At 61.8% G+C, this 23,843-nt stretch carries 19 protein-coding genes; 10 read left to right on the top strand and 9 right to left on the bottom strand.

Annotated elements, in window-relative coordinates; genetic code table 11:
- Positions 1 to 50 precede the first annotated feature (50 nt).
- A complete protein-coding gene (locus tag E9229_RS15975) occupies positions 51 to 1,331 on the bottom strand; it encodes a cytochrome P450 (protein WP_246380822.1) in 1,281 nt (426 codons plus the stop codon).
- Positions 1,332 to 1,437: 106 nt separating this feature from the next.
- Between E9229_RS15975 and E9229_RS15970 the strand changes: the two genes are divergently transcribed.
- Positions 1,438 to 2,352: a LysR family transcriptional regulator gene (locus tag E9229_RS15970; protein WP_183512624.1), complete on the top strand. Its 915-nt coding sequence runs from the start codon at positions 1,438 to 1,440 to the stop codon at positions 2,350 to 2,352.
- A gap of 30 nt (positions 2,353 to 2,382) precedes the next feature.
- Here E9229_RS15970 and E9229_RS15965 read toward each other — a convergent pair whose 3' ends face one another.
- Together E9229_RS15965 and E9229_RS15960 are read right to left on the bottom strand one after the other, a co-directional pair.
- Positions 2,383 to 4,257: an alkyl/aryl-sulfatase gene (locus E9229_RS15965; protein WP_183512622.1), complete on the bottom strand. Its 1,875-nt coding sequence runs from the start codon at positions 4,255 to 4,257 to the stop codon at positions 2,383 to 2,385.
- Between the two features lie 442 nt (positions 4,258 to 4,699).
- Positions 4,700 to 5,305 (bottom strand): TetR/AcrR family transcriptional regulator, encoded by a 606-nt coding sequence (locus E9229_RS15960; protein ID WP_183512621.1) that lies wholly within the window; start codon positions 5,303 to 5,305, stop codon positions 4,700 to 4,702.
- Between the two features lie 515 nt (positions 5,306 to 5,820).
- Here E9229_RS15960 and E9229_RS15955 point away from each other — a divergent pair.
- Complete coding sequence (locus tag E9229_RS15955) at positions 5,821 to 6,831, top strand: NADP-dependent oxidoreductase (protein WP_183512620.1); 1,011 nt, start codon at positions 5,821 to 5,823, stop codon at positions 6,829 to 6,831.
- A gap of 264 nt (positions 6,832 to 7,095) precedes the next feature.
- Here the strand turns inward: E9229_RS15955 and E9229_RS20120 are convergent, their stop codons facing one another.
- Entirely contained in the window at positions 7,096 to 7,260 is a 165-nt protein-coding gene (locus E9229_RS20120) for a helix-turn-helix domain-containing protein (protein WP_407671392.1), read from the bottom strand.
- A 336-nt stretch (positions 7,261 to 7,596) separates the two neighbouring features.
- Here E9229_RS20120 and E9229_RS15945 point away from each other — a divergent pair, with 336 nt between their 5' ends.
- Complete coding sequence (locus E9229_RS15945) at positions 7,597 to 8,595, top strand: alpha/beta hydrolase (protein WP_183512618.1); 999 nt, start codon at positions 7,597 to 7,599, stop codon at positions 8,593 to 8,595.
- 130 nt (positions 8,596 to 8,725) lie between these two features.
- Here E9229_RS15945 and E9229_RS15940 read toward each other — a convergent pair whose 3' ends face one another.
- The gene (locus tag E9229_RS15940; RefSeq protein WP_246380821.1) at positions 8,726 to 10,453 is read right to left on the bottom strand and encodes an FAD-binding protein; all 1,728 of its coding nucleotides are present in this window, start codon (positions 10,451 to 10,453) and stop codon (positions 8,726 to 8,728) included.
- 90 nt (positions 10,454 to 10,543) lie between these two features.
- Here E9229_RS15940 and E9229_RS15935 point away from each other — a divergent pair, with 90 nt between their 5' ends.
- From E9229_RS15935 to E9229_RS15925, 3 genes are all read left to right on the top strand, one after another.
- Positions 10,544 to 11,473, top strand: a complete 930-nt coding sequence (locus E9229_RS15935; RefSeq protein ID WP_183512615.1) for a LysR family transcriptional regulator — start codon at positions 10,544 to 10,546, stop codon at positions 11,471 to 11,473.
- A gap of 935 nt (positions 11,474 to 12,408) precedes the next feature.
- Entirely contained in the window at positions 12,409 to 12,570 is a 162-nt protein-coding gene (locus tag E9229_RS15930) for a hypothetical protein (protein WP_183512614.1), read from the top strand.
- A 644-nt stretch (positions 12,571 to 13,214) separates the two neighbouring features.
- Positions 13,215 to 13,505, top strand: a complete 291-nt coding sequence (locus tag E9229_RS15925; RefSeq protein WP_183512613.1) for a hypothetical protein — start codon at positions 13,215 to 13,217, stop codon at positions 13,503 to 13,505.
- 60 nt (positions 13,506 to 13,565) lie between these two features.
- Here E9229_RS15925 and E9229_RS19735 read toward each other — a convergent pair whose 3' ends face one another.
- Entirely contained in the window at positions 13,566 to 13,973 is a 408-nt protein-coding gene (locus E9229_RS19735; RefSeq protein ID WP_183512611.1) for a 2Fe-2S iron-sulfur cluster-binding protein, read from the bottom strand.
- A 109-nt stretch (positions 13,974 to 14,082) separates the two neighbouring features.
- Between E9229_RS19735 and E9229_RS15915 the strand changes: the two genes are divergently transcribed.
- Positions 14,083 to 14,862: a type 1 glutamine amidotransferase domain-containing protein gene (locus E9229_RS15915; RefSeq protein WP_183512610.1), complete on the top strand. Its 780-nt coding sequence runs from the start codon at positions 14,083 to 14,085 to the stop codon at positions 14,860 to 14,862.
- A 1,538-nt stretch (positions 14,863 to 16,400) separates the two neighbouring features.
- Here the strand turns inward: E9229_RS15915 and E9229_RS15910 are convergent.
- Together E9229_RS15910 and E9229_RS15905 are read right to left on the bottom strand one after the other, a co-directional pair.
- Complete coding sequence (locus E9229_RS15910; protein WP_183512609.1) at positions 16,401 to 16,556, bottom strand: hypothetical protein; 156 nt, start codon at positions 16,554 to 16,556, stop codon at positions 16,401 to 16,403.
- Between the two features lie 588 nt (positions 16,557 to 17,144).
- Complete coding sequence (locus E9229_RS15905) at positions 17,145 to 18,182, bottom strand: M12 family metallopeptidase (protein ID WP_183512608.1); 1,038 nt, start codon at positions 18,180 to 18,182, stop codon at positions 17,145 to 17,147.
- 1,679 nt (positions 18,183 to 19,861) lie between these two features.
- Here E9229_RS15905 and E9229_RS15900 point away from each other — a divergent pair.
- From E9229_RS15900 to E9229_RS15890, 3 genes are all read left to right on the top strand, one after another.
- A complete protein-coding gene (locus E9229_RS15900) occupies positions 19,862 to 20,605 on the top strand; it encodes a YcnI family copper-binding membrane protein (protein WP_246380820.1) in 744 nt (247 codons plus the stop codon).
- Between the two features lie 108 nt (positions 20,606 to 20,713).
- Entirely contained in the window at positions 20,714 to 21,334 is a 621-nt protein-coding gene (locus E9229_RS15895; RefSeq protein WP_183512607.1) for a copper resistance CopC family protein, read from the top strand.
- A 267-nt stretch (positions 21,335 to 21,601) separates the two neighbouring features.
- Positions 21,602 to 21,919 carry a YrhK family protein gene (locus tag E9229_RS15890; RefSeq protein ID WP_312855729.1) on the top strand — a complete coding sequence of 106 codons (318 nt, stop codon included), beginning with the start codon at positions 21,602 to 21,604 and terminating at the stop codon, positions 21,917 to 21,919.
- A 297-nt stretch (positions 21,920 to 22,216) separates the two neighbouring features.
- On the opposite strand, the gene E9229_RS15885 is transcribed toward E9229_RS15890, so the two are convergent.
- Complete coding sequence (locus E9229_RS15885) at positions 22,217 to 23,812, bottom strand: ABC-F family ATP-binding cassette domain-containing protein (protein WP_183512605.1); 1,596 nt, start codon at positions 23,810 to 23,812, stop codon at positions 22,217 to 22,219.
- Positions 23,813 to 23,843 lie beyond the last annotated feature (31 nt).

The raw sequence follows: 23,843 nt of genomic DNA, 5'->3' as shown, positions 1-23,843 counted from the left end.
GCGTTGCGGAGCGCCGTCCCGGTGCTAGCCGCTGCACCGGGTCATGCCACTTAGCCCCAGGTAACCGGGAGGCTGGTGATGCCGCGGAAGATCCAACCGTCCCAGCTTTCGACCCGGCGGGTATCGACGCGCAACCCCGGAAGGCGGTCGTATGCCTTGGGCACCGCGATCTGGCCGATGGCCGACTTCGCCGCCCAGTGTCCGGCACACAGGTGCACGCCGCTGCCGAAAGCCAGGTGAGGGCGCTTGGGTCGGTTAATGTCGAAGTCGGCGGCGGTGTCGCCGAACTGCGCCGCGTCGTGGTTGGCGGCTGCCACCATGACGCCGATACCGGAACCCGCCGGGATCCGGACTCCGTCCAACACCGTGTCGACCGTCGTTTCGCGGGGGTACATGCCGATCGGCGAGCGCCAACGCACCGCCTCATCAAAGACAGCTGGCCACCACGAGGGATCTGCCAGGACCTGAGCACGCTGTTCCGGGTGGTTGGATAACGCCCAGACCATGTTGGTGACCATGTGCTGCGGCTCGTTCATGCCGCCAGAGATGGTGAGCTTGACGTTCGCCGCGACATTGGAGGCCGGCAGGCCACTGTTCGCCCAGGCGGAAATCATGGAAGAGTCCGGATGCTCGCGGTAGAACGGGATCAGCTCGGCCAACACCGCATCGGCCTCGCCCTGCGATGAGTCGCAGCGGGCCCAGATCGCTGGGTCATCGAGTACGTTGCCGGTGCCGGCGATGAAATCGTGGGACCATCGGCGGATCGCCTCCACCGGCACGTCCCGCAGTCCGAGCAGGTCACGAAGATTCTTTGAGGCCAGCGGGGCGGCGTAGTCGCTGTTCAGGTCGGCGGCATCCGGGCCCTTGTCCTCCAACACGTCCAGGAACATCTCGGCGTTCGCAGCGAAAGCCGGAGCCCATGACTCCTTGATGGACTTGGGCCGCAGCACCGGATTCACCGGGAGCCGGTCCGGCGCGTGCTCGGGATCGTCCTTACGCAGCATCGGCTGGGCGCCGAGGGCACGGGTCATCGTGGCGCCGGAGACGTTGGCGCTGAAGGTCTCCTGGTCCTGTTCGACCTGGTGGCAGCCGGAGTAGCTGGTGACCAGGTATCGCTTCAAGTTTGGGACCCAGGCGATGGGAGCCTCGGTGCGCAGCCGGGCGTATACAGCGTAGGGATCGGCGATGAGCTCAGCGGGATCCACCCAGTCGATGGCCGGGGCTTGAGCACCGACAGGGAGAACTCCCGGTGCGGCGGGCACGGACGGGACAGCCGCCTCCGATTCCTCGGTTGTATGGGGGAAGGGGCACCCGGGGGCGTACATGCTCATCAAAGTCTCCAATTTCACTTGTTCTGGTAATCAGTGTCACACTCAAGCAACTATCAGTAAACTGCAGATATTTGCCAAACATCTTCGAAAATATAGGACATACGCCATGAGCAGGTTCACCCTCCGCCAGCTGGAACTCTTCTGCGTACTGCCCGATCATCCGACGCTCAGCTCGGCGGCCAAGGCACTGCACGTATCGGAATCTGCACTTTCCCATGCCATCTCCGGACTGGAGGCGGCCGTGGGCGAACAACTGTGCATTAGGCGCAAGGCCCGAGGCATGCACCTCACCACAGCCGGCCGGCACTTCGCCGAGCGGGCCCGCGGGATCCTCAGGGACCTTGAAGTCCTAGCCAACGAACTGGCCGAGGTCAGCGGGGAACTGCGCGGCCCGGTGGCACTGGGTTGCTACACGGGCCTAGCCAGCAACGTGCTTCCCGCTGTCTTGGAGGGCATCGGGCGGCTGCATCCCGGGGTGGACATCAGCATCACCGTCGGCGACCACGCCGATCTACTCCCCGCTCTCGAGAACGGGACCCTGGACACCGCCATCGTGTACGACATCGGGATGCCCCCGGAGCTGGAACGAACCACCATCTATGAAACGGAGGTGATGGCTGTGCTCGCCGAATCCGATCCGCTGGCCGCCCAGCCGGATGTCGATTTGGCGGATCTCGTTCCAGAGCCCCTGATCCTGCTCGATACGGCACCGAGCACCGGCTACACCCAGCTGATGTTCGATCAGCGCGGACTGGTCCCGCGCCTCGGCGCCAAGGTCCCACAGATCGATCTGGCCCGGGCCATGGTCGGCCGCGGCCTGGGCTATAGCCTGATCATGTCCCGGCCCAACCAGATCCCCGTTTCCAGTGAGGGACTGCCGCTGGCCAGCCGACGCCTGCGCCCGCGCAGCGGCCAGACCAACGTGGTGGCAATCTGGCCCGCGGACACCCGGCCCACGGCACGGGCCCGCGCCGTCATCGACTACGCTATTCAGACGCTGGAGGCGGTGGATCCGGGCTAAGCCCCCGGCTTCGGGTGCGCACCACTACGGCTACGGGGTAACGATGTTGAAAGCCCTGTCACCCGCGTCCAGCACACCCATCAGGGCGTCGAGCACCGTGGAGTCACCTGCCACCTCGATCCCCGGGCTCGAATCATCTCCCCCCAGCAGCCGCAGCAGCCGGCCCCGACTCAGCCGGACACTGGCTGCCGCGTCGCTCGTGGCAGGCCGCTTGGCATAGACCAGTACCCCGTTGCGCAGTGTCACCCGGTAGTTGGTATCCAGGTCGGTGAATGTCACGTCCAGGACCAGCTCCAGCTCCCAGGCCCGCGGCCCGTTCACGGAGATGGACAATACATCGAGCAACTGCTCGGCGCTCAGTTGCGCGAGGATGGCCGGGGCATCGGGTATCGTCGGTGTGCCGAAGTTGCCGTCGCGCAATTCGCTAGCACCGCTGAGGAAGAAGTTGCGCCAGGTGCCGTTCTCGGCACCGTAACCGAGCTGCTCGAGCTTGTCGGCCTGCAGTTCACGGGCCCCCGCGTGGCTGTCCTCGGCGAACACGGCATGATCCAGCAGCGTGGCCGCCCAGCGGAAGTCACCTGAATCGAACGCGCCCTGGGCCAGTTCGACGACGTTCTCGATGCCACCCATGGCCCGCACGTAGCGCATCGCCGCCTCGGTCGGAGTGTGCTGCCACAGCCGGGCCGGGTTGCCGTCGAACCAACCCATGTAGCGCTGGTAGATGGCCTTGACGTTGTGGCTGACCGAACCGTAGTAGCCGCGGGCATTCCACGCTTCCTCCAGGGCCGAGGGCAACTGGATCATCTCGGCGATCTCCGCGCCGCTGAACCCCTGGTTCAGCAGCCGCAGGGTCTGGCCATGCAGGTAGCTGTAGAGATCGCGCTGGGTGGCCAAGAACCCGGCGATGCGCTCGATACCCCAGGCCGGCCAATGGTGGGAGGCGAAGGCCACGTCGGCCCGCTGCCCAAAGGCCTCGATCGCCTCGGTCAGGTAACCCGACCAGATCCGGGGATCCCGCACCAATGCACCTCGCAGGGTGAGCAAGTTGTGCTGAGTGTGTGTCGCGTTTTCCGCCATGCATAGCGCCCTGAACCCGGGAAAGTAGAAGTGCATCTCGGCCGGGGCCTCCGAGCCGGGCGCCATCTGGAACTCGATCTCAACTCCGTCGATGATGTGCACCTCGCCCATGGTGCTGATGTCCAGCGTGGGGACGATCAGCCCCACCTCGCCGGTCGACGTCGCCTGTCCCAGGCCTGCACCAACAGTTCCCTGCGGACCACGTTCGAGCGCGGCTCCGTACATATAGCCGGCGCGCCTGCCCATCGCTGTGCCCGCGTATACGTTTTCTGCCACGGCATGCTCGACGAATCCCTCCGGGGCGATGACCTGGATGCGTCCGGAATCGACGTCCGCATGCGAGGCGACGCCAAATACCCCTCCAAAATGGTCGACGTGGCTATGGGTATAGATGACGGCCACTACAGGCCGGTTGCCGCGGTGACTGCGGTAGAGGCCTAGTGCCGCTGCTGCCGTCTCGGTGGAGATCAGCGGGTCAATCACGATGACCCCCTCCTGCCCCTCGATGAAGGAGATGTTCGACAGGTCCATACCCCGCACCTGGTAGATACCCTCGACCACCTCATAGAGCCCCTGCCGGGCAACCAGGCTAGACTGCCGCCACAAGCTGGGATTCACGGTCGCTGGTGCCTCGCCGGAAATGAACCCATAGGTGCCGCTATCCCACACTACGGATCCATCGGCGGAGTGGACGATCCCGGGATCAAGGGCACCTAGGAAACCGCGATCCGCGTCCCGAAAATCGTCGGCGTCGGAGAATGGCAGCGTTTCCCGCAATGCCGCATTCGCCTTGATCACCGATTCACTGGCCGGCTTCTTAGCGCCCATGACTGATCCCCTTGCCCGTCGCCACAAATATGGTACTGGGCTACAACAGGTTTCGGGGCCGCACAAGGTGGTTTCCGGGCCGTCAGGGATCTCCGTGCCCGATTCCGGAATCTTCATGTCACGCTGGAATGCAGCACCTGGCCTCGATGGACACATACCCGCGGCATGACGAATATGGACAAGCACACGGGATCGCGAACGCTCGGCATGCGTCCGAGAACATCCCGAGCACGCAGGGGTGCACAAAATGTAGCGAGATGGGCTATAGGATCGTCGGCGTAGACCCCCGGACATCAAGGAGTCCCTGCACACTTATCCCGACTTCATTCAGCTTTTCACCCTCGACCGATCTCCCCTCCGGCCGGATACACCTGCTTGGCTGCCCCGAATCAACGAAACGGGAACTGGGGACACCGCAGCCGGCATCAGCCTGGCCAACCACCTAGCGAATCAAGACGGTCGCGGGAAACCATTCGCTCACTTGATCGCTCGCCGCATCAAGCATGGCCACCGCCTCAGTAGGGTTAAGACGAGCCATCAGCAACGCACCCATGGTCAACCCGGCGATGGTTCGAGCCCGGCCAAGCACCAGCGTCTCAGTTTGCCCAGGGTCGCTCGCACGCAGGGCACCGGCGACACCGTCCCGTAGTTCGTTCTGGTACCCCTCAATCAGGATCCTCATTGCCTCATCCCGTCCGGCCATGCCCGCGGTGGTGTTCAGCAACAGGCACCCTCGATTCGAGCCCGCGTCCGAGGCCTTCTGCAAAGCGGCGGACAACGAATCCAAGTAGGTCGAAATCCCGCTTGAAGGTACCCCGGGGTTGCGCAACAGCTCCAGACGAGGCCGCAGAACAGTGTCCATGTAATCCTGGATCACCGCGTCAAAAAGTCCACGCTTGGAACCAAAGCCATGGTAAATGCTTGAACGCCCCAATCCCGTGGCCGTCTCCAGGTCCGCTATCGAGGTGGCATCAAATCCCTTGTCCCAAAAGACGTTACGCGCATCGCTGAGCGCCTTGCCGGTGTCAAACTCTTGCGTTCTGGCCATGCTTTCCCCTATTTTGTGTAACGTCCGTTCCAGTATATATTGGAACGGACGTTACACAATCGCTTTCGACCACTTGGGAATATCGGATGCTGCTGACAAGCATTTTTTTCGCCAGCCTAGCCGCGGCAATCCACGTGAATACTTTCGCGTTCGATTTCCCTTGCAGGGAGCCCCCTTCCAACCGTGCGGCATTCGGAACCAGCGCGGATGCCAAGGCCAAGCCAAACACTCCGGCGGTCTAGAACGGGGGCTTCCACGCCCCGCTCCTCGCCGTCATCACTGGTGCGGGCATGATGATATTCAACGTCATCCCCACGACCACCGGAGCGACATTGATCATTGCCGGCACCGGCTCGAGGCTAGCCTCCGGGCTGGCAGGCGTTCCTTTTCCTCGCCCCCAGCTTGAGCGCGCCGGGCTCCTTCGGCCAAGCGACCTGCCCTGTCCGCTACTTTCGACCTCATTGCGATTGCCCGATAACTCCCCACAGATTCCAACCGAAACGGAGCATGAAAACATGTCCACTTCCACAAGCACCCAGATCCACTTGGTCAGCCGCCCCACGGGCTGGCCGGAGCACTCGAATTTCTCCACCGTTGCTGTGGAACTGGCAGATCTTGCCGATGGCGAAATCCGCGTCGCCAACGAGTTCACCTCCGTTGACCCCTACATGCGTGGACGCATGAATGAGGCCAAGTCCTATGCTGCCCCCTATGCCCTGAACGAAGTCATGACCGCGGGCGCAGTGGGACGCGTGATCGAATCTCGCGCCGAGGGCTTCAATGTTGGCGACCCGGTGCTTCATCAGCTCGGCTGGCGCGATATTGCCCAGGCCCCAGCAAGCAACTTCCGCGTGGTCCGTGAAATTGAAGGCCTGCCATTGTCGGTCCACCTGGGCATACTGGGCATGACCGGCTTCACCGCTTACGTGGGATTGCTCGAAATCGCTGGACTCAAGAGCGGAGAAACTGTCTTCATTTCCGGCGCAGCCGGTGCGGTGGGAAGCGCCGCCGGACAGATTGCGCGACTCAAGGGAGCCAAACGCGTCATCGGTTCCGCGGGCAGCGCGGAAAAGGTCGACCGGCTGACCCAAAAGTACGGCTACGACGCCGCGTTCAACTACAAGGATGGGCCAGTCCGCGGGCAACTGCACGACGCGGCGCCGAGTGGCATTGACGTGTACTTCGACAACGTCGGCGGCGAACATCTTGAAGCAGCCCTCGATGCCTTCAACCCCGGCGGCCGTGGCGCATTGTGTGGGGCGATCTCGGTCTACAACTTGACTGAGGCTGCGCTCGGACCGCGCAACATGAGCAACATGGTCACCCGGGGGCTGAACTTGAAGGGGTTCACCGTCGGGAACTACGCCGAACACTACCCGGCATTCATAGCCGACATGACCGCATGGGTCGCCCAGGGGAAGATCGTCTTCGACGAAACCGTTGTCGAAGGCCTGAAGAACTCTGTTCAGGCGCTCCTTGACCTGATGCGCGGAGCAAACACCGGAAAGATGGTCGTCAAACTGTAGGCAGCTGCTTCATCCAAAAAGTGGGAGGCCTCCTCCATACCCGTCTGCACTCAGTCGAGTGTGGAAACGGCCTCCCGCTTTTCTTAGCCCCTGCTATGCAGTTCCGTTTCTCACGAGACCGGGAAGCCCAGCGACCGGGTACTCATGAATGCCAGGGAACCGTCGTCGCCATCTCCGTGTCGGGCCGCCGGAACACCAGCAATGCCGGCGCCGCTTCCTGGGCAAGGAGGCATCAAGCATGAGTGGGGCCAAGATCCTTCCACCTCAGTTCCTTGCAACCTGCGACAGGGTTTTCGACGGCGGTTCTCCGAATCGCTTGCAGTAGGCCTGTGCAAACCTGCCGAGATCCGAGAACCCGTAACTGAAGGCAACGTGGGCCACTGACCGCCGGATTGTCGAGAGTTCTTGATAGGTGCCATCGAGAAGTATTTTTGAAAGGAATACTGCAGTCTGAGAGCACCGACTCCCGCTACTTCGGCGAACGAGCCCAATGTGTACGCATCCATCGGCCTAGAGTCGACCCTGGAAGCGACTTCGTCGAAGGCAGAAGAAGACGTTGCATGTATCTTTGATTCACGAAACCCCTCGGAATACGTGTACAGGTGACATAGGAGAAGCCCTGAGCTCAGGCCGAATTGCAGATGCTCGAAGTCCCTACGGACTTGGGCAGAGGCAGCACCTGGATTTGAACCACCTGCCGCGTAGAGTTTTGATGGGGATCAATCCAGATAACCCTCACATCATTTGCCATCAGTTGGGAGCACCATGACAGGCCCATCATCCCTTCCCCGCGAGGGCCGTGAGCACAGCCGCGATTCGTCCGTCACCCGCATCGACGTGGTTTTCTTCTGGGCAACTCGCATCGTGTCTTCACTGGGTGTTCTTGCCTGCGCCTGGGCGGCCATTGCCACGGGAAGCATGCTCCTACATGGGCATCCTGCCTATGCGATTCTGCTCGGTTCCGTTTTCGTCATCTGCGCCGTGATTGGGCTTCGTTCCTGGCTCCACCCCACTGCCGTCCACCGTAAATTCAAAATTCTCAGGGGCATCGGCGTGGTGGCCTCGACCGTCGTATTTGCCGCAGTCGTGTGGCTTATACCCTACGGTGCTGTTGAGCCGGCCTTGGCTGCCATGAACTCGGATGGCTCCGTCAGCGTCACGGAGACTGCGGATCAAATCGTCATGACACCACTGGGCACGCAAAGCGAGGTTGGACTATTCTTCCAGCCCGGCGCCCTCGTCGACGCGCGGGCCTACGCCGCGGTACTGAGGCCACTGGCCGAAAATGGACATACGGTCATCATTCCGAAGCAGCCCTTCGGCATTGCCTTTCTGGCCACCGGCGCATTTGCCTCGGCACGCGCCGGACATCCACCGGTGGATAGCTGGGTGGTCGGCGGCCATTCCCTCGGTGGCGTGGTTTCCGCCATAGATGCTCAAACTTTCTCAACGGCATCAAGTGATGCCGCAGTCGGTATCCTGTTCTTTGCTTCCTATCCCGCATCCAACATGAGTGAGCTGACCATCCCGGCACTCTCGATCTCCGGTTCAAATGATCTCTTGGCAACACCGGAGAAAATCAACGCTTCAAGACCCAATCTGCCACCGAGCGCCATCTTCACGGTGATTGATGGCGCATCGCACGCAAACTTCGGCGATTACGGCCCTCAGGCTGGTGACGGCACACCGACAATCAGTCCCGATGCCGCCCGAACCGCGATCTCGCGAGCAAGCCTTGCCTTTGTGGACTCGATCGGCAAATAGGGACGTGCCCCGGGCAGTGCGGCCATCAGGACAGCCGCCCGCCGACTTCCATCAAACGAGTCGACCATTCCCGATGCGAAGATGCGGGAACCAGTCCAATCTGACTGATTCCCGCATCGGGGTTACCTGTCTATTCGACGAGCTTTCCCACGGTTGAAACTTCCTGGATGAGTTTCTGGATTTCCGCTGGAACGGCAGGGATCAGCTCGCGAACGATTCCTGTTACCGGCGACCACACGAGGTTGACCTGCAGGGCCGGATCCAGCTCCGGATAGTCGCTGCGGTTGTGGCAACCACGGGTTTCTCGGCGTTCAATGGCTGCTTCCAGCGTGGCCCGAGCGGCCAAAGCGGAACCCATCAAATCGAAAGCGTGGGCCAGGTCCTGGTACCCGGCGATATCCGGGTGGATACCGATGGATGCCATGCGCTCTTCGATATCATGCAGCTTGGCCAGGCCCATTTTCAGCCCTGCCTCATCGCGCACCACTCCGGCGTGTTCGGTCATCATGTCGCGGATCGCCCGTTGCAGTGCGCGCACGTTCTCTTGACCATCGGCAGCCAGCAACCCATCGATTTCAGAACGGGCCTGCGCAATGGCCTCGACCGAGCGTGGCTGGGCACACAAGGAAGCCGAGTAGTCAGCGGCTGCCCGGCCAACGATACGCCCAAAGACCAGGAGCTCGATCAAAGAGTTTCCACCCAAGCGGTTGGCTCCGTGCAGGCCGCTGGATGCCTCGCCGATTGCATAGAGGCCGTCCACATCGGTGCTGTGATCCTCTGGTTTCACCCAAACTCCACCCATCGAATAGTGGGCAGTTGGAGCGATCTCGATTGGGTCGCGGGTGATGTCCAGCATCTGCACTTCCAACATGGTCTGGTAGACCCTCGGAAGACGATCCATGATCGTTTCACGCGGCAGGTGTGAGACGTCCAGCCACACCCCACCATTGGTGGTGCCGCGGCCTTCTTTGATTTCGGTGTAGGCGGCCAAGGCCACCCTGTCACGGGTGGATAGCTCCTTACGGATCGGGTCGTAGCGTTCCATGAAGCGTTCCCCCAACGCGTTGCGCAGCACTCCGCCTTCCCCGCGGGCAGCCTCCGAAATCAGGGTACCCGCAGCGCTTTCCGGCTCGATGATGCCTGATGGGTGGAATTGCACGAGTTCAGGATCGCGCAGGCGGGCTCCGGCATCAACGGCCAGCCGGAACGAATCGCCGGTATTTTCGTCTCGGCGCGAAGAGGTCCGGCGCCAGATGCGATTGTGGCCGCCCGCCGCAAGGATCACGGCGTCGGCGTGAATGAGGTAACGGGTGCCGGTATTGATGTCGAAGCCATAGGCGCCGAAAACCTGATTGTCCCTGACCAGCAGGCGAGTGATGTACACGGAATCCATGATGGGGATATCAAGCTGTTCGCTGCGGCGGACCAGAGTTCGCTGGATTTCCAGGCCTGTGTAATCACCGGCGAACGCTGTGCGGCGGAATTTGTGGGCGCCGAAGAAGCGTTGGGAAATCCGTCCGTCTTCTTCGCGGGCGAAACCCATGCCATAGCGTTCCAGGTCTTCGATGCCACGGGCGGCGCCACGGGCCACGATTTCCACGGTGTTCGGGTTGGCGAGGTAGTAGCTTTCCTTGATGGTGTCCGCCGCGTGTTGTTGCCAGCTGTCTTCCTCATCCATAGTGCCGAGAGCGGCATTAATGCCGCCGGCGGCCAGGGAGGTGTGGGCATCGTTACGCGGACGCTTGCCCACTGCCAAAACGTCGACACCCTGCTCAGCGAGTTCGATAGCTGCACGCAACCCAGAACCGCCGGTTCCGATCACGAGGACCGAGGTGGAGATTTTCTGTTCTTTGACCATGTTCGTTGCCATACTTTCCACGCTAGAAAGATGTGCATGATTAGTCCAATGAATAATATGCGTCACTTCAATACGGATACGCTATGACGTATGAATCTCGAACAGCTGCGGAGTTTCGTAGAAGTAGCCCGGATTGGCCATTTCACGCGCGCCGCCTCACATCTCCACTTGGCACAGCCCTCATTGAGTCGTCAAATATCCACGCTGGAACACGACCTCGGCGCCGAGCTCTTCCACCGCGCCCGGGGCAACATCACACTCACCGCAGCAGGAGAATCACTGCTTCCGCTGGCCAAGAGAATGCTGGCGGACGCTGAAACCGTGAGGCACGAGATGCAGGAACTGGCCGGACTGGGCAAAGGACGAGTTCGGCTTGGCGCGCCGCCAACACTTTGCATCAGCATGGTTCCAGAAGTCCTTGGCAGCTTTCACCAAAAGCATCCGGGAATCGACCTTCATCTGAGCGAGTCGGGGTCTCGAGATCTCTTGGACCAGCTGGCAGGCGGCGACCTGGATCTGGCACTCGTGGTGACATCCGATCACGACACTGCCAAAATGAGCAGCTTGGAGACCACACCGCTGCTGCTCGAGGACCTGGTGGTGATTGGAGCCGCTTCCGATCTGGTCTTGGCTAAAAAACAGACCCTCACGCTCACGGAACTAGCTCAAATACCACAAATAGTTTTCGATAAAAGCTATGACTTGCGTTCCACGACCATGAATGCATACCGAGCACTGGGGCTCACGCCGCAAGTGGTGCTTGAAGGCGCAGAAATGGATGCCGTGCTGCGGCTGGTCGAACGGGGGTTGGGCGTTGCAGTTGTTCCAGCCATGGTGCTTTTTGACAGGCCCGGGCTCCGCTCGATTCCATTGTCCGACCCGCACCTGACCCGTACACTCGGTCTGGCTCACCGCAAGGACGTCCGCCTGACCAAAGCGGCGACCGCCATGCAGGAACTCATTGTCAGCACGTCGACGGTCTTTGCCTCGCACGGGCTGGGCATCGCATCCCTCGGGTAACCGGGTAACCGATGTCCAAACTTCCTCGCCTCGCCGCAACCAATCCTTCCGATCGCGGGCAGAATCACCATATCGTGGGCTGGGGTCACTCCTAGTAATTACTGCCTCCAGCCGCCTCCCAGTCGCTTCCGCACCTAGCCCGTCACCGATGGTGACTGGAGTTCGCTGCCACATGCGCACACCGATTCCATTCCATCAGGGCTAACGAACCGGGCAACAGCCCTCCTTCCCGTCTTGGCCTATTCTTTCTTACCGATGACTATCGACCACCTTGGGCATTGCCGCATCAGACTCGTCTCCAAACACCCGCCAGCAAGTCGACCGTGTTGGGGGGATGGATAAACACGAGCACACGACCGAAGCCGAAATCGGGAAGTGACACCGGGGCGTTGGAGCGCTCAGGGACCTTGGCACGTAGAGATAGCGCAGCCACGGTTCGATCCCCTTGGCCCCTTGGCCCCTTGACGCCAATTCTCTGGCAAGAAAGTTGGTCTGTGTGCGGTCGGTGCCGCGGCTCCTTCGGAATATTCCGCCGAGAGCTCCGGGCTCAAGTAGCTCGATGTCCTTGGCCGCGGCGAGCATGGCCCGCCCCACGCTGCAATCTCTCAAGCCAAGCAAAGACCGTTACAGACTTCATTCAGACCGCTGGCTAGGCGTATTACCCACGGAAGTTGGAAAGCGGAATTCGAATCCCTGCGCATCAAGGGCTCATACAACGTACCCATGCCGTTGCTGACCGAACACACCGAGGAACTCGCCTCGAAACCCGAAACCAAAGTGGCGCTGGCTTACCAATCCGATGTCCGCGCCGCCGTCCCAACCTGAACCGCGTTGGCTTCTCCCGTTCACTGGCGCTCACCGGAGACGTCCCGGCATATCAGCAGGTTGGCGGCCAAACAGTTGAGGTTTCCAAGCGCTCGGCCCTGGAACGCCAGATGCGCATGGCGGCCGGTTCCCTGGTCCTTGCGGGCCTGGCCGTAGGCAGGTTGTTTTTACCGCAGGTCCGCATCGTCACCGGTGTGCTCAACGCGGCGCTGCCCTTCTCGGCGACCACCAACATCCGTGCCACGGGCAAGGCCCAGTCGGTAATGCCCTGAAACAAGATCGGCAACGAACCGACCCACGTATTGGTCATCTCCCGGCTTTCGTCCAAGAAGTTCTAGCGCCCAAACGTTTTCCCTCCCGGGTTCCCGGCCCTGACGCCTGTATCGGGGCCGGGAACCCTCCTCCACGAATACACATACTAATGAATACCCGTTCCAGAAATTACCATCACCGATGCCACTCAATGCCGCACCCATGAGCAGTTCCCCATTGCCCCGAAGACTTCGAAGACGCCGAGGGCCTGATCACCCACTCCATCCATATCCCCACTGGCGATCTGGACGCCCGCATCGACGAGACGGATCGCGCCCGCAATGCCCGCGTTAGGGACGCACTCACCGCTTCTGGCCTCGCCGCAGACACCATGGCAAGCTGCATATGCCCTGGCAGCGCACCGCATTGGCACTCACATAGCGAAAACGCCGCCAGCGGCCCGATTCGCCCGCCGACCGCCTTTCTGGCACGACAAGGACCTCACCGCCATGGCCCCCCCGACGGAGACGTGCAACTTGTCAAAGTCCTTATCCAAGGTCTCATAGTCGGTCTCGTGAAGGGTCTAGCCGACGCCGGCTTCCTCCGCGCTCCGCACTTATCTTGCTCGCCCGACTGTCCATGTCCCTCGCTGGTCATCATCGCCATGAAATCCTTCCCCAGGCATGGCTGCTACCTCAGCGCAGTAACCCTCGACTGGGTGCTGGGCGTCGCGGTTGCCGTCGTCGCCATCCTTTATTCCTCGATCGGTTCCCACCTCGCCGGACGTATTCCAGGAGCGGCCTTGCGCAAGGGCTGCGGCCGCTTGGTGCTCGCCTTGGTCGTCTTCGTGCTTTTCCAGGAACTCCACCCCCTGCGAGCCTCATTTTCTATCCTCAGGCTTTCGGCCACGGTCTTCGCCGCGGCCGTCGTACTGCGCTGGTTCGTTGTCCCCTGATGCGCAGTGCGGCGCAAATCCCCTGTTTTCCCCTACTGCCATCATTCAACCCGACGTCCGCTAGAGGTCCAGGATCATGCGCAGGCCCTTGCACCGGGACACGCAGATCATCATGGTCTCCCCCGCCTCGCGCTCCTCCTCCGAGAGCAGCGAATCACGGTGGTCGATCTCCCCGGAGACCACCGTGGTCTCACAGGTACCGCAGATGCCCTCGCGGCAGGAGTTCAGCACCGGCACCCCGGCACCGGCCAGCGCGTCCAGGATGCTGGTGCCCACCGGCACCTGGACCTCGATGCCCTCGGTGGTCTCGACGGTGAACTCATGGTCCCCGGCAGCCGGTGCCGTGGCGGCGGGATCGGCGACGAAACGCTCGAAGTGGAAACGCTTCTGGTCGTCCCACGCACTGGTCAGCGCGGAAATGAAGTCCAGCAGCGGGAATTGCCCCGCCACCTCATGGGGGGCTTCCACTCAAAGGCTGCCAGAAGATGACCTGATGACCAGGTGTGAGCTCATTGAAAGGGGCTGGCAGGCGCATCGACACTCGCCTAGGGTGGGTTTTGGACGAAAGGAGCATTTCATGAAGAAAATCCTCATGGTACTAACCAGCGTTTCAACGATCGGTGACACCGAAGAAAAGACAGGCTACAACGTGGCCGAGGCAGCACATCCTTGGAAGGTCTTCAAGGATTCTGGTCATTTCGTCGACTTCGCATCCATTAAAGGCGGTCAGCCTCCAAGTGACGGGACCGACCCGGACGATCCCATTCAGGTTGCATTTACCCATGATGAGACAACGCGCGCCGGACTCTATAACACGGCCCGGGTCGACGTGGTTGATCCCGGTCAGTACGACGCGGTCTTCCTTGTGGGGGGTCACGGAACCATGTGGGATTTCCCCGATAGCGAAGGGCTTCAGAACCTAGTCTCGAGCGTATATGACGCCGGAGGTGTAGTCGGCGCGGTCTGCCATGGACCGGCGGGCCTGGTGAACGTGGAATTGGCAAATGGGTTCCGACTCGTCGAAGGCCGGAGGGTGGCTGCCTTCACCAACGACGAGGAGGTTGCAGCGGGAAAGGAAAAGGCCATCCCGTTCTTCCTGGCGGATCGGCTCGAGAAACAGGGCGCAACACATGTGGCGGCCGCCGTCTTCGAGGAGAACGTCGTTGTCGACGACCGTCTGGTGACGGGTCAAAACCCGGCGTCAGCGGCCGGTGTAGCCAAGGAAATGGAAAAGCTCTTGGCTGAGATCATCCACCACGAAAAGGCTGAAGAACAACACGATGCCGAAGTCCTGCGTGCGGAAAAGGACGCAGAGAAAGTGGCCAAGAAGGCGGCTGCCGCAGACGCGGGGCACTGACACCCAACAGAGGGAAAGCGATGGCCACTCCGACTCCGGGGCGGCCATCGCCAGGGATCAGGCCGGAGGGACTTCGCGAGCATACTTTTCCAGAATTTCCTCCGGCGGTTCGCCGTACGACCTAAGAGATGCTGGTGGGGTCGTAGACCAGTCGGGATCGGGCGATCGCATAAAGGGCCCAGATCCAAGGTCCGTAGCAGCGAGGTAAACATCAACCGGTCGGCAGTGTCTTGCCGCACCATGGCGTTCCTGGCGTTGGGCAGGATTCGCAGGGCCTTCCTGGCCTCCGCGTATCGTGCTTGCTGCCGCCAAGGCGTCAATGTCGGATCTTCCGCTGGCGGCACGCGGGGCCCGGCTCGGGGGCCCGCCTCGGGGGCCCGCCTCGCATAGGTCCAGTTCGGTGGCACGCAGGACACGGCTGAGCCCGGAGCCTAGGAATTGGTGCCTTCGATGGCCACCAGGGTCTTGCCGGTTTCGCTGCGCCGGTCGATCTAGGCGATGGACCGTTGGAGACCCGGCGGGCTGGTGGGAAACCTTGCGGTATCCGCGATCTGGCCGCTGGCCGCCACCGCCGATGGCGTAGGTGCTGGCGCGGGCGGGGGTGTCCACCCCGGCGATGCTCGTAAGGTACTCCCGGACTTCGGTCATGGCCGCAGTTTTCCTTCCTTTCCAAAATAGGGTTCTGGTTGGCCAGCCAGAGGGCGAGCCGAGGCATATCTCTGATATGTAGTCACATCCGCAGGAATCCTCCAGATGGACAACCTTTCATCAGGCCGCCGTGCGAGCCAGCGCTGGCCCCACTAGGCCGGGTGGACAAGTCCGCGGCAAGACAGGACTGTCCCGCCTTCACGACCAACTTCATATGAAGGGCGCGAAAAGGAAGGACGAGGACCATGGCGATCATCCATGAACGCGCCACAAGGATGGACGTTTCCGGTCACGACATGAAGGTGGCAGTCAGGCACCCCGGGAAACGCAAAGGATCCTTCACCACGGACGTGAGAACGTTCTGGACGACCATCAGTCAAATCCTTAAATTGATCGACTACCTGAAAGCGGAGCGGGTGACCAAGGTGGTCCTGGAAGCGGGCCGTAACTACTCGCAGCCCGTCTACTACCTGATGAAATACCTTCCAGGCGTCGCATGGACCATTCCGAGGCAATCGCGTTCTTCAGGGTCGTCCCGTCGATATCCTGGGTGCGAGCGAAGATCACCAAATCCACGAGGTCGCGGGTGGATCTGCCGCCCATGGATCCGCATCGTGCCTGGGTGACGCGCAGCGTATCGGCTACATGGTCGACCTTGATTTGGTGGACCTTCTTCGAACCGCAATACGCGTCGAAGAGCACCCTCTTTCCCTCGACGGTCGGTCGATCCGTTCCCAGCCCGGCGGAAACCCTTTTCACGGGCTCCAAACTGACACGATCCGATAGGTCGGCCCTCGAGAGGCGAACGAGTTCGTTGTAGGCGACGTAATCCCACCCCGGCAGGTGCAGGGTGGGATAACGGTGAGAACAAAGTGCTACTGCTCCTGAAGCTACACTTTGTTGTGCACTCGTCGCATGACGCCCATGACGGCGCCCACAACCAAGAGGATGATGCCGATCCACAGGAGGAACACCGCAGCCTTCACTGCAATGCCGAGCACGAGAAGTACGATTCCGACCACGATAAGTGCTATGACGATTCCCATTGTTTTAATCTACTGGCCGGTACCGTTGAGAGCAAGAAGTGCCTGGAATCGGCGCCATGGACCCCCCAAAAACGGCTCTGACCTTGTGTGCACCCCTAGGCATACAGTGCTGCGATAAGGACGAATCCACGTCCGGGGCCGCTGTGCGTACCGCATGGATCATGTGCGGCACGGCGGCAATGACGTTGAAGTGCCGACCTTCATGCCCGCGTGTTTTCCCTTCGTCCCGGCCAAGAAATGAGAGCCACCCAAGAAACCGATGGCACGCTAGGCTCGGCTGGGTCCGCCGCGTGGAAGATGGGGGCGGGGCGGCAAACTGCGCAGGGGACGGACAGCTCCGACTTTCCCGCTGAAGCGAAAGCCGTCCGTCGTTGGCGCGAGATGCCCCCTCGGAAGAGGCCCCTCGGCGGAGGGGCTGGTCTTGTTGGCTCTGGTCGTAGGGGCGGCCAAGGGGAGGCTCTGGCGCTGGTTTGTGCGGGTATTCCTCTCGGGCACAGTAGCGCGAGGCGGGCGCGGGTGAAACTGTATAGCCTGTAGGCGATGAGGCCGATCCCGTCTACGATCAGGACTGCCACGCCCGGACCATCGCTACCAGTACATGAGCCCGGACTTGCCAGATGCCCCGGCCCAGTAAAGCCTCACGCGCACGAGGTACTTCCTTCCCTCGAGCAGTTTGTAATCCAGCATCGCGTTGCGGGTATCCCCGCTGTCGTCGTCCCCGGCCAGATAGCGCAGCTCTCCAGCAACGTCCTCGAAAAGCACCATGACCGTGTCGGTGGCGCCGAAGGTGGAGATGCGGTATTGCCGCGAGGCCGCAGGCTCGATGCGGAAGTCGGCTTGCTCCCCCGGTGCCAGCTTGAGTTTGGCCGAGGCGAATTCTCCCAGCAACGGGACCTTGGGTCCGGTCGGGGCGTCGCCCGGATAGAACTGTTTCATGTACTGCTTGTCCAGGTCCGAGAGTCCTCCGGCGGGCCTGAGCCCGGCGGCGTACTGCGCCGGCTGCACAATCAGCCCCGGCCCGAACCAGTACTCCATGACCGAGTTCGGGTCCCACGTCGAACCGACGACCTCGCTCGGGCTGATCTTCTTGAGCACGTTATTGAAGACTTGGTCCCGGCTCCAGTTGTTCGGCGGTGCGCCCAGGGACGCGTAGACGGCCTCCTCGTTCCAGAGAATGCCGGCGAACGGGTTCTGGTGTTCGTGCGGCATGCCCAGCGTGTGGCCGATCTCGTGCAGGGCCGTGGTGCGACCATAGTCATCGGTCAGGTCCCAGCCGAAGTTCATGGTCATTTCGGTGGTGGGGATGCCCAGTACGTCACGGCCCACGTAGGACCAGGATCCGTCGGCCTGGTCGAAGGCGATCCGGACCTCGGCCGCCGCGGCCGAGGAGACCTCGGTGAAGACCAGGCCGATCGGCAGCGCCTTCCATTCGGCGAAGGCGTCGCGCACTGCCTGCTTCTGTGCTGCCGGACCGCTCGCGAACCAGTAGTGCAGTTCGGTCCCGTTGACCCATTTGGTTCGCAACAGCTGGATGAGGCGTTGACGGGTATCAGGCAGTCCCGGCGGCAGTGGCTCGATGATGCGCGGCTTGACGTCGCAATACCGTGGGGTGTCGTTGGCTGCCATGATTTTCCTCCCGGGCTGTTTGTGACCAATCTTTACCTCAGTAGAACAGCAGAGCCGTTACCCGGGCATTATCAGCAGCGCGCCACCAGCCGGGTGCCGGGCAAGTTCCACGTCATGACTTACTGAAAGAACTCATACTCAGGAGTACTTTCGATACCTCCGTGGAACCCATGGCCAGCACCGGCTCCCCGGACATGTGCACTGGCCCACCCTCTGCATCCCTCTGCTCGAGGCCGGATAAAAACATCAGTGCCAGCTGAACCACTCTCGGACATGCGATCGGTCACATTGACCTTGCTCAGTCGGGGACCTCTTCCGGCGGGAGGGTCCGGATGCAGGAGCGGGGCCATGCCCTTCTCTCACGGTGCATTTTCGGCCGTCGCACTGCTTCCAGCATCGATTCCACAGTAGAAGGCCGCACCTGGCTTGGACCACTGCTCCGGTCAAAAAGGCGAGCCATGTCAGGAAATAAAACCGTTACCTATGACACCGGGCGTTTATGCTGATCAAGCATAAAAAATGCGAACCGGCACAGTGCGATAGGAGCAGACGTGACATCACGCGCTTCCCGCATTGCCCGGGGCTGGACCGGGGCGGCCTTTGCCACGATCGTTGCAGCACTTTCGCATGCGCTTGGCGGCGGCCACCTCCCGAACCCGATGATCATGATGCTGTCTCTGACGGTATCCGGTGCGGTCTGCTGCCTGCTGGCTGGTCGGGTCCTTGCCCTTGGGCGGATGGTTATGGGGGTTCTCGCAAGCCAAGCCTGCTTCCATATGGCTTTTGGGCTCTCATCGGACTCAACACCGTCGCTGACTTCACCGGCCATGCATGGCATGCACCATGCTTCTGCCGTCATCACTGCTCTACCACTGGCTTCGGGTCCGGTAACGGCCGGCCACGGAGGACAGATGTGGCTTAGCCATGCCGTAGCCGCCGCACTCACGATTCTGTACCTTCGGCATGGCGAAGCAAGTGCCGTGCGCCTGCTAGAGGTCATGGGGCTCAGGATTATCACTGTCCCGAAGATGTCCGCCGTGATTCCCCCTGCACCGTGCCGACTCCGCACCGGGGAGACAACCATTCTTCTTCCACTCGCCGAGCTCGGTCTTCCCCTTCCGGTGATGCGCCATCGGGGGCCCCCGATCGGCACCGGGACGCGCTAGGGATCCATTGTTGCCCCTACGCGGGCAGCGTCGCCGAGGCCCAGTGAGCCCGCCGGTTGCGGTTCAGCCCGGTAAATCGATGGTGCGAAGACGCAATGCCAGGTCCACGCATGAATACCTGGCAAGATCTCGAGGGTTTTAGGCCACTGGTTTTCCCGCGCTGAACGCCAAGTCATACCATCGCGGGTCATAACCTCGACAACACATCGACTCATCTCGTGCGGACACATCACCTACATCAACAGTGCTCCGATGCGATGTGGCGCTTCGAATACCGTATCCGGGACCGCCCTAGTTGGATGCCCCCACAGAAGTTTCCTCGCGCGGCCGGGCAAATCCGCACCAAATGAACGAGCCTGGACCCTCTGCCGGGCCTCCGCAGTCGGCATGACTGGGCGGCAACCACGGTCCCGGACCACCGGCCCTTCCCGGGTTCACTGTGTCATGCCAGTTAAACGACCCACCGTCTTCTCACTCCTTTTGGGGATTCGGCCACTACGGACGAACCCACTAATGAACGGAAAAACCATGAAAAAGGTCTCCCGACGCACTCTGAAGTCCATCTCCACCGGAACCCTCGCCCTCGCTATGCTCGCGCTGGGCGCCGCCTCCGCGTCCGCCCACGTCCATGTCGATTCGGACAACACGACTGCCAGCGGCTACACGCACCTGACCTTCAACGTGCCCAACGAGTCCCCCACGGCAAAGACCAACAAACTCGTGGTCAGCCTCCCCACGGATACGCCCTTCACCTATGTTGGGGTGAAGCCGGTCGAAGGATGGACGGCCGAAGTACTCACCACCAAGCTTCCCAAGCCAGTTCTCGTGTCGGGAAGTACAGTCACCAAGGCCGCTACGTCAGTGGTCTGGACGGCAGATGCCACCCACGCAATCGGTCAAAACGAGTACCAGTCCTTCTCCTTGTCCGTTGGCATGCTTCCCGAGGCCGGAACCACCGTCACCCTGCCGGCGACACAGACATACACCGACGGCAGCATCGTCAAGTGGGATCAGCCGAGCACGGACGGCCAGGTGGAACCGGAGCACCCAGCCCCGGCTTTCGTCACTACCTCTGAAGACAGCAGTACACCAGGCCATGCCATGTCCTCACCGGAACCCACTGCGGCAGCTGAATCCCCCGCCACCGGCAATGCTGCCTCCATCCTGGCCCTCGTGTTGGGTGCGGCCGGACTGGTTCTGGGTGGCACGGCACTGGGTCTGATCCTGACCGGGCGGCGACGCACCAGCGCCAGCTAAGCGAACACCCCCCCCGTGAAATGCGCCGGGCATGGTCCTTCCCACGGGGTCGCCCATGCCCGGCAGCTAGGTTTACAGCAAGAAATCAATCCAGAAGGGATGCCTTCAATGGCTCCACCAGCTTTGGCCCACCGTCCACTTCGCTTCGTGCTCCGGACACTTCTGGCAGTGACTGTGCTGGCTGCCGTGTTCGTGCCCGCATCCGCGGCGCAAGCCCATGATGTACTCGAAGGCACCAGCCCGGCCTACGGTTCAACAGTCGCAACGGTCCCCGCTGCCATCGGCCTGACGTTCAGCCATACGCCCATGGCCATCGGTGCCGTGATTCTGGTCAATGACGCCACGGGAACCAACTGGGCAGCAGGTCCGGTCGCTATCGTCGATAACCAGGCCTCACAACGCCTTAACCCGGGAGCCCCCGCTGGTACTTACACGGTCAAATGGCGAGTCGTGTCCTCGGACTCGCACCCCATCCAGGGAACGTTCACCTTCACTGCCCTAAGCCCGTCCAAGGCATCAGGGCAAGCATCCAATGCCCCGTTACCGTCACCGGAAGCAAATGCACCACTGGCCACCACACAGGTGGCCCCCATTCCGTGGGTTTTCATCGGCGCCGGGGTCGGCCTCCTGACGCTGGTCGTTGTCGTCGGCATCGGCACCAAACGCATGCAGGGCCGATCCGACAACGTCGAGCGCACGGATGAGTCACAAGAGCCAAAAAATAGGTGAATTCAAGGGCCCGAAGCCACCTTCACACTGTGGGCCGGGAGGACCCACCTCGATGTGGCCTACCTCCCGGTTTCGCCACACCAAGGCCCAAGCCGAGTTGCCGGACAGCTGCTTGCTGGCTGGTGCGGTAACGGGTCCCGACAACGCAGCGGGAAAGCCATTCAGGATGCGTTTCCTCTGAACGGTCCAAGCAACGTTGCCCCGCACCAACGACCGAGGCTCTCTCGAACGCGCCCGGGACCACGCTCGGACTGTATAGTCCAGCCCATGGACATGCCTCCACAGCAAAGCGGCTCAGCCGATGCCGACCCCCCGCTGATTCTGCATTTGGGGCGCGAAGAACTGGTGATCCGCCAGCGCTATGAGACCATCAGCATCATCAATGACCTGCTGATCGGGTCCTGGTTCCTCATCGGGAGCTTCATGTTCTTCTCGCCGACGCTGTCCTACGCGGGTACCTGGCTCTTCGTCATCGGCAGCATCGAGATGCTGATCCGCCCAGCCATACGCTTCATCCGACGGGTGCATCTGCGCCGCTATCACCCTGGCATGCCGGGAGTCGGCGACGGTGGGCACGACTTCTAGCCGCCCGTGCCTGAAGTCCTGATGCACATGCGGCCGCCAGCATCCAGCGTGTTCGGCGACGCTTGGGGGTTCCTGGACGTGCCGAAGGAACAGTCCACGAAGTGGGGTGCCGGACCACCGGATCAACGTAGGGCTTCATCCTGGTACTGGCCGGTGGTCCATCTGCTCGCTCGCATCATAGGGACCTCTAACTTGCCGAACCGCACCCGGTTCTCTTTCGGCAGGCTCCGTTCCCTTTGGGCGGCAGCGGGGACCGGCCGCCCAATGGTCCCTCCCGTTCGGTGGCCTACCGGCCAGTCAGGCCGAGAGCACGCCGATCAGGCCCGGCTCGTTTGCGTCGTTGGCGAAGACCACACGGCGGGTGGCGATCTTGTCAGTGAAGAAGCGGTCGTGGCTGACCACTATGACGGCGCCCGGGAAGTGCACTAGGGCGCGCTCCATCACCTGGGTGCTGGAGAGGTCAAGGTGGTTGGTGGGCTCATCGAGCAGCAGCACCGAGGCGCCCGAGAGCAAGCACTGGGCCATCGCTACACGGGCGCGCTGGCCGCCGGAGAGGTTGCCGATCTTCTGCTTCAGGTCCGCCTCGGAGAACTGGAACATGGCCAGGAAGCGATTTACCGATTTCTTCGTGGCGGAGAATGCAAGCGAGTCCGGCATCGAGTTCACCGAGTGGCTGACCGTGTCCTGCGGGTCCAGCTCCTCAAGCACTTGGTTATAGGAGACCGTTGCCGTGCCCTTGGCCCAGGTCACCGATCCGGCATCGGGCTGTTCCTCGCCGGTGAGCACGCGCAGCAGCGTGGACTTGCCGCTGCCGTTGGAGCCCAGCACCACGATCCTGTTGCCGCGGCGGACCTCGAGCGACAGGTCGGAGAAGAGCCGCTTGTCCCCGTATGCCTTGCCGATGCCCTCGACGCGGCAAAGCACGTCCTTCACGTGCAGGCCCGCGTAGATCTCGGTGATGATCTGGTCCACCGGGCGCGGGGCACGGGACTTCTTGATCTTCGAGAGCTTGTTGCCCAGCCCCTTGCCTTCGGCCTTGGCCGCCTCGCGCCGATCCGAGATGCCCTCGGCCTCGAAGGCCAGTAGCTCGGACTCGTGCACGAACTGCGATACCAGGCTTTTGAGCCGAAACTGCTTCTCCACGACGTACTGGGCGAAGTTGCCCGGGTACTCGTGCAGGTGGAAGTTCTCCAGCTCGATGATGCGGGTAACCACGGCATCCAGGAAGCTGCGGTCGTGCGATACCACGATGGCGGCGCCCTTGAAGTCGCGGAACCATCCCTCGAGCCACTCCACGCCGGCCACGTCCAGGAAGTTGGTCGGCTCGTCGAGCAGCAGCACGTCCGGGGCCTGGAGCAGGATCTTGGCCAGCGCGGCGCGGTTGCGCCAACCTCCGGAGAGGTCATCGATCGGGCAGATGCGGTGTGCCGCGTCGAAGCCCAGCGTGGTCAGCACGGTGTCGATGCGGCGAGGATAGTCCCAGCCGTCGAGCCGGTCCATGTCCTCGAACAGGGCCGCCTGGCGGTGGATCAGCACATCGAGCTCATCGGGGGTGGCGCTATCGGCACCGATAGTCGAATCGATCTGCGCCAGCTCGGCCTCGATCGCCTTGATCTCGCCGAACATGGCATCGAGCACCTCGGTGATGGTCGCCGAACCGTCCAGTTCGGAGAACTGGGAGAAGTAGCCGATCTTCGTTCCCAGCTCCACGGCCACTGTGCCCGAATCCGGTTCGATCTGCTCCAGGATCAACTTGAGCAGCGTGGACTTGCCCGAGCCGTTCTTGCCGATCAGACCCACCCGGTCCCCGGCTTCCAGCTTGAAGAACGCCTCGCGCAGGATCTGGGTGTTCTCGAAGCGGACGTTGACATCGTTCAGCCGGATCAGGCTCATGCGGGTGGGGTCCTATCAGTGGTAATCGGGG

Origin of the sequence: Paeniglutamicibacter cryotolerans, assembly GCF_014190875.1 — a bacterium.
In the GTDB taxonomy this organism is placed as follows: Bacteria; Actinomycetota; Actinomycetes; order Actinomycetales; family Micrococcaceae; genus Paeniglutamicibacter; species Paeniglutamicibacter cryotolerans.
Note: the sequence above shows the minus strand (reverse complement) of the source record. Positions and strands in the feature narration are given on the sequence as shown.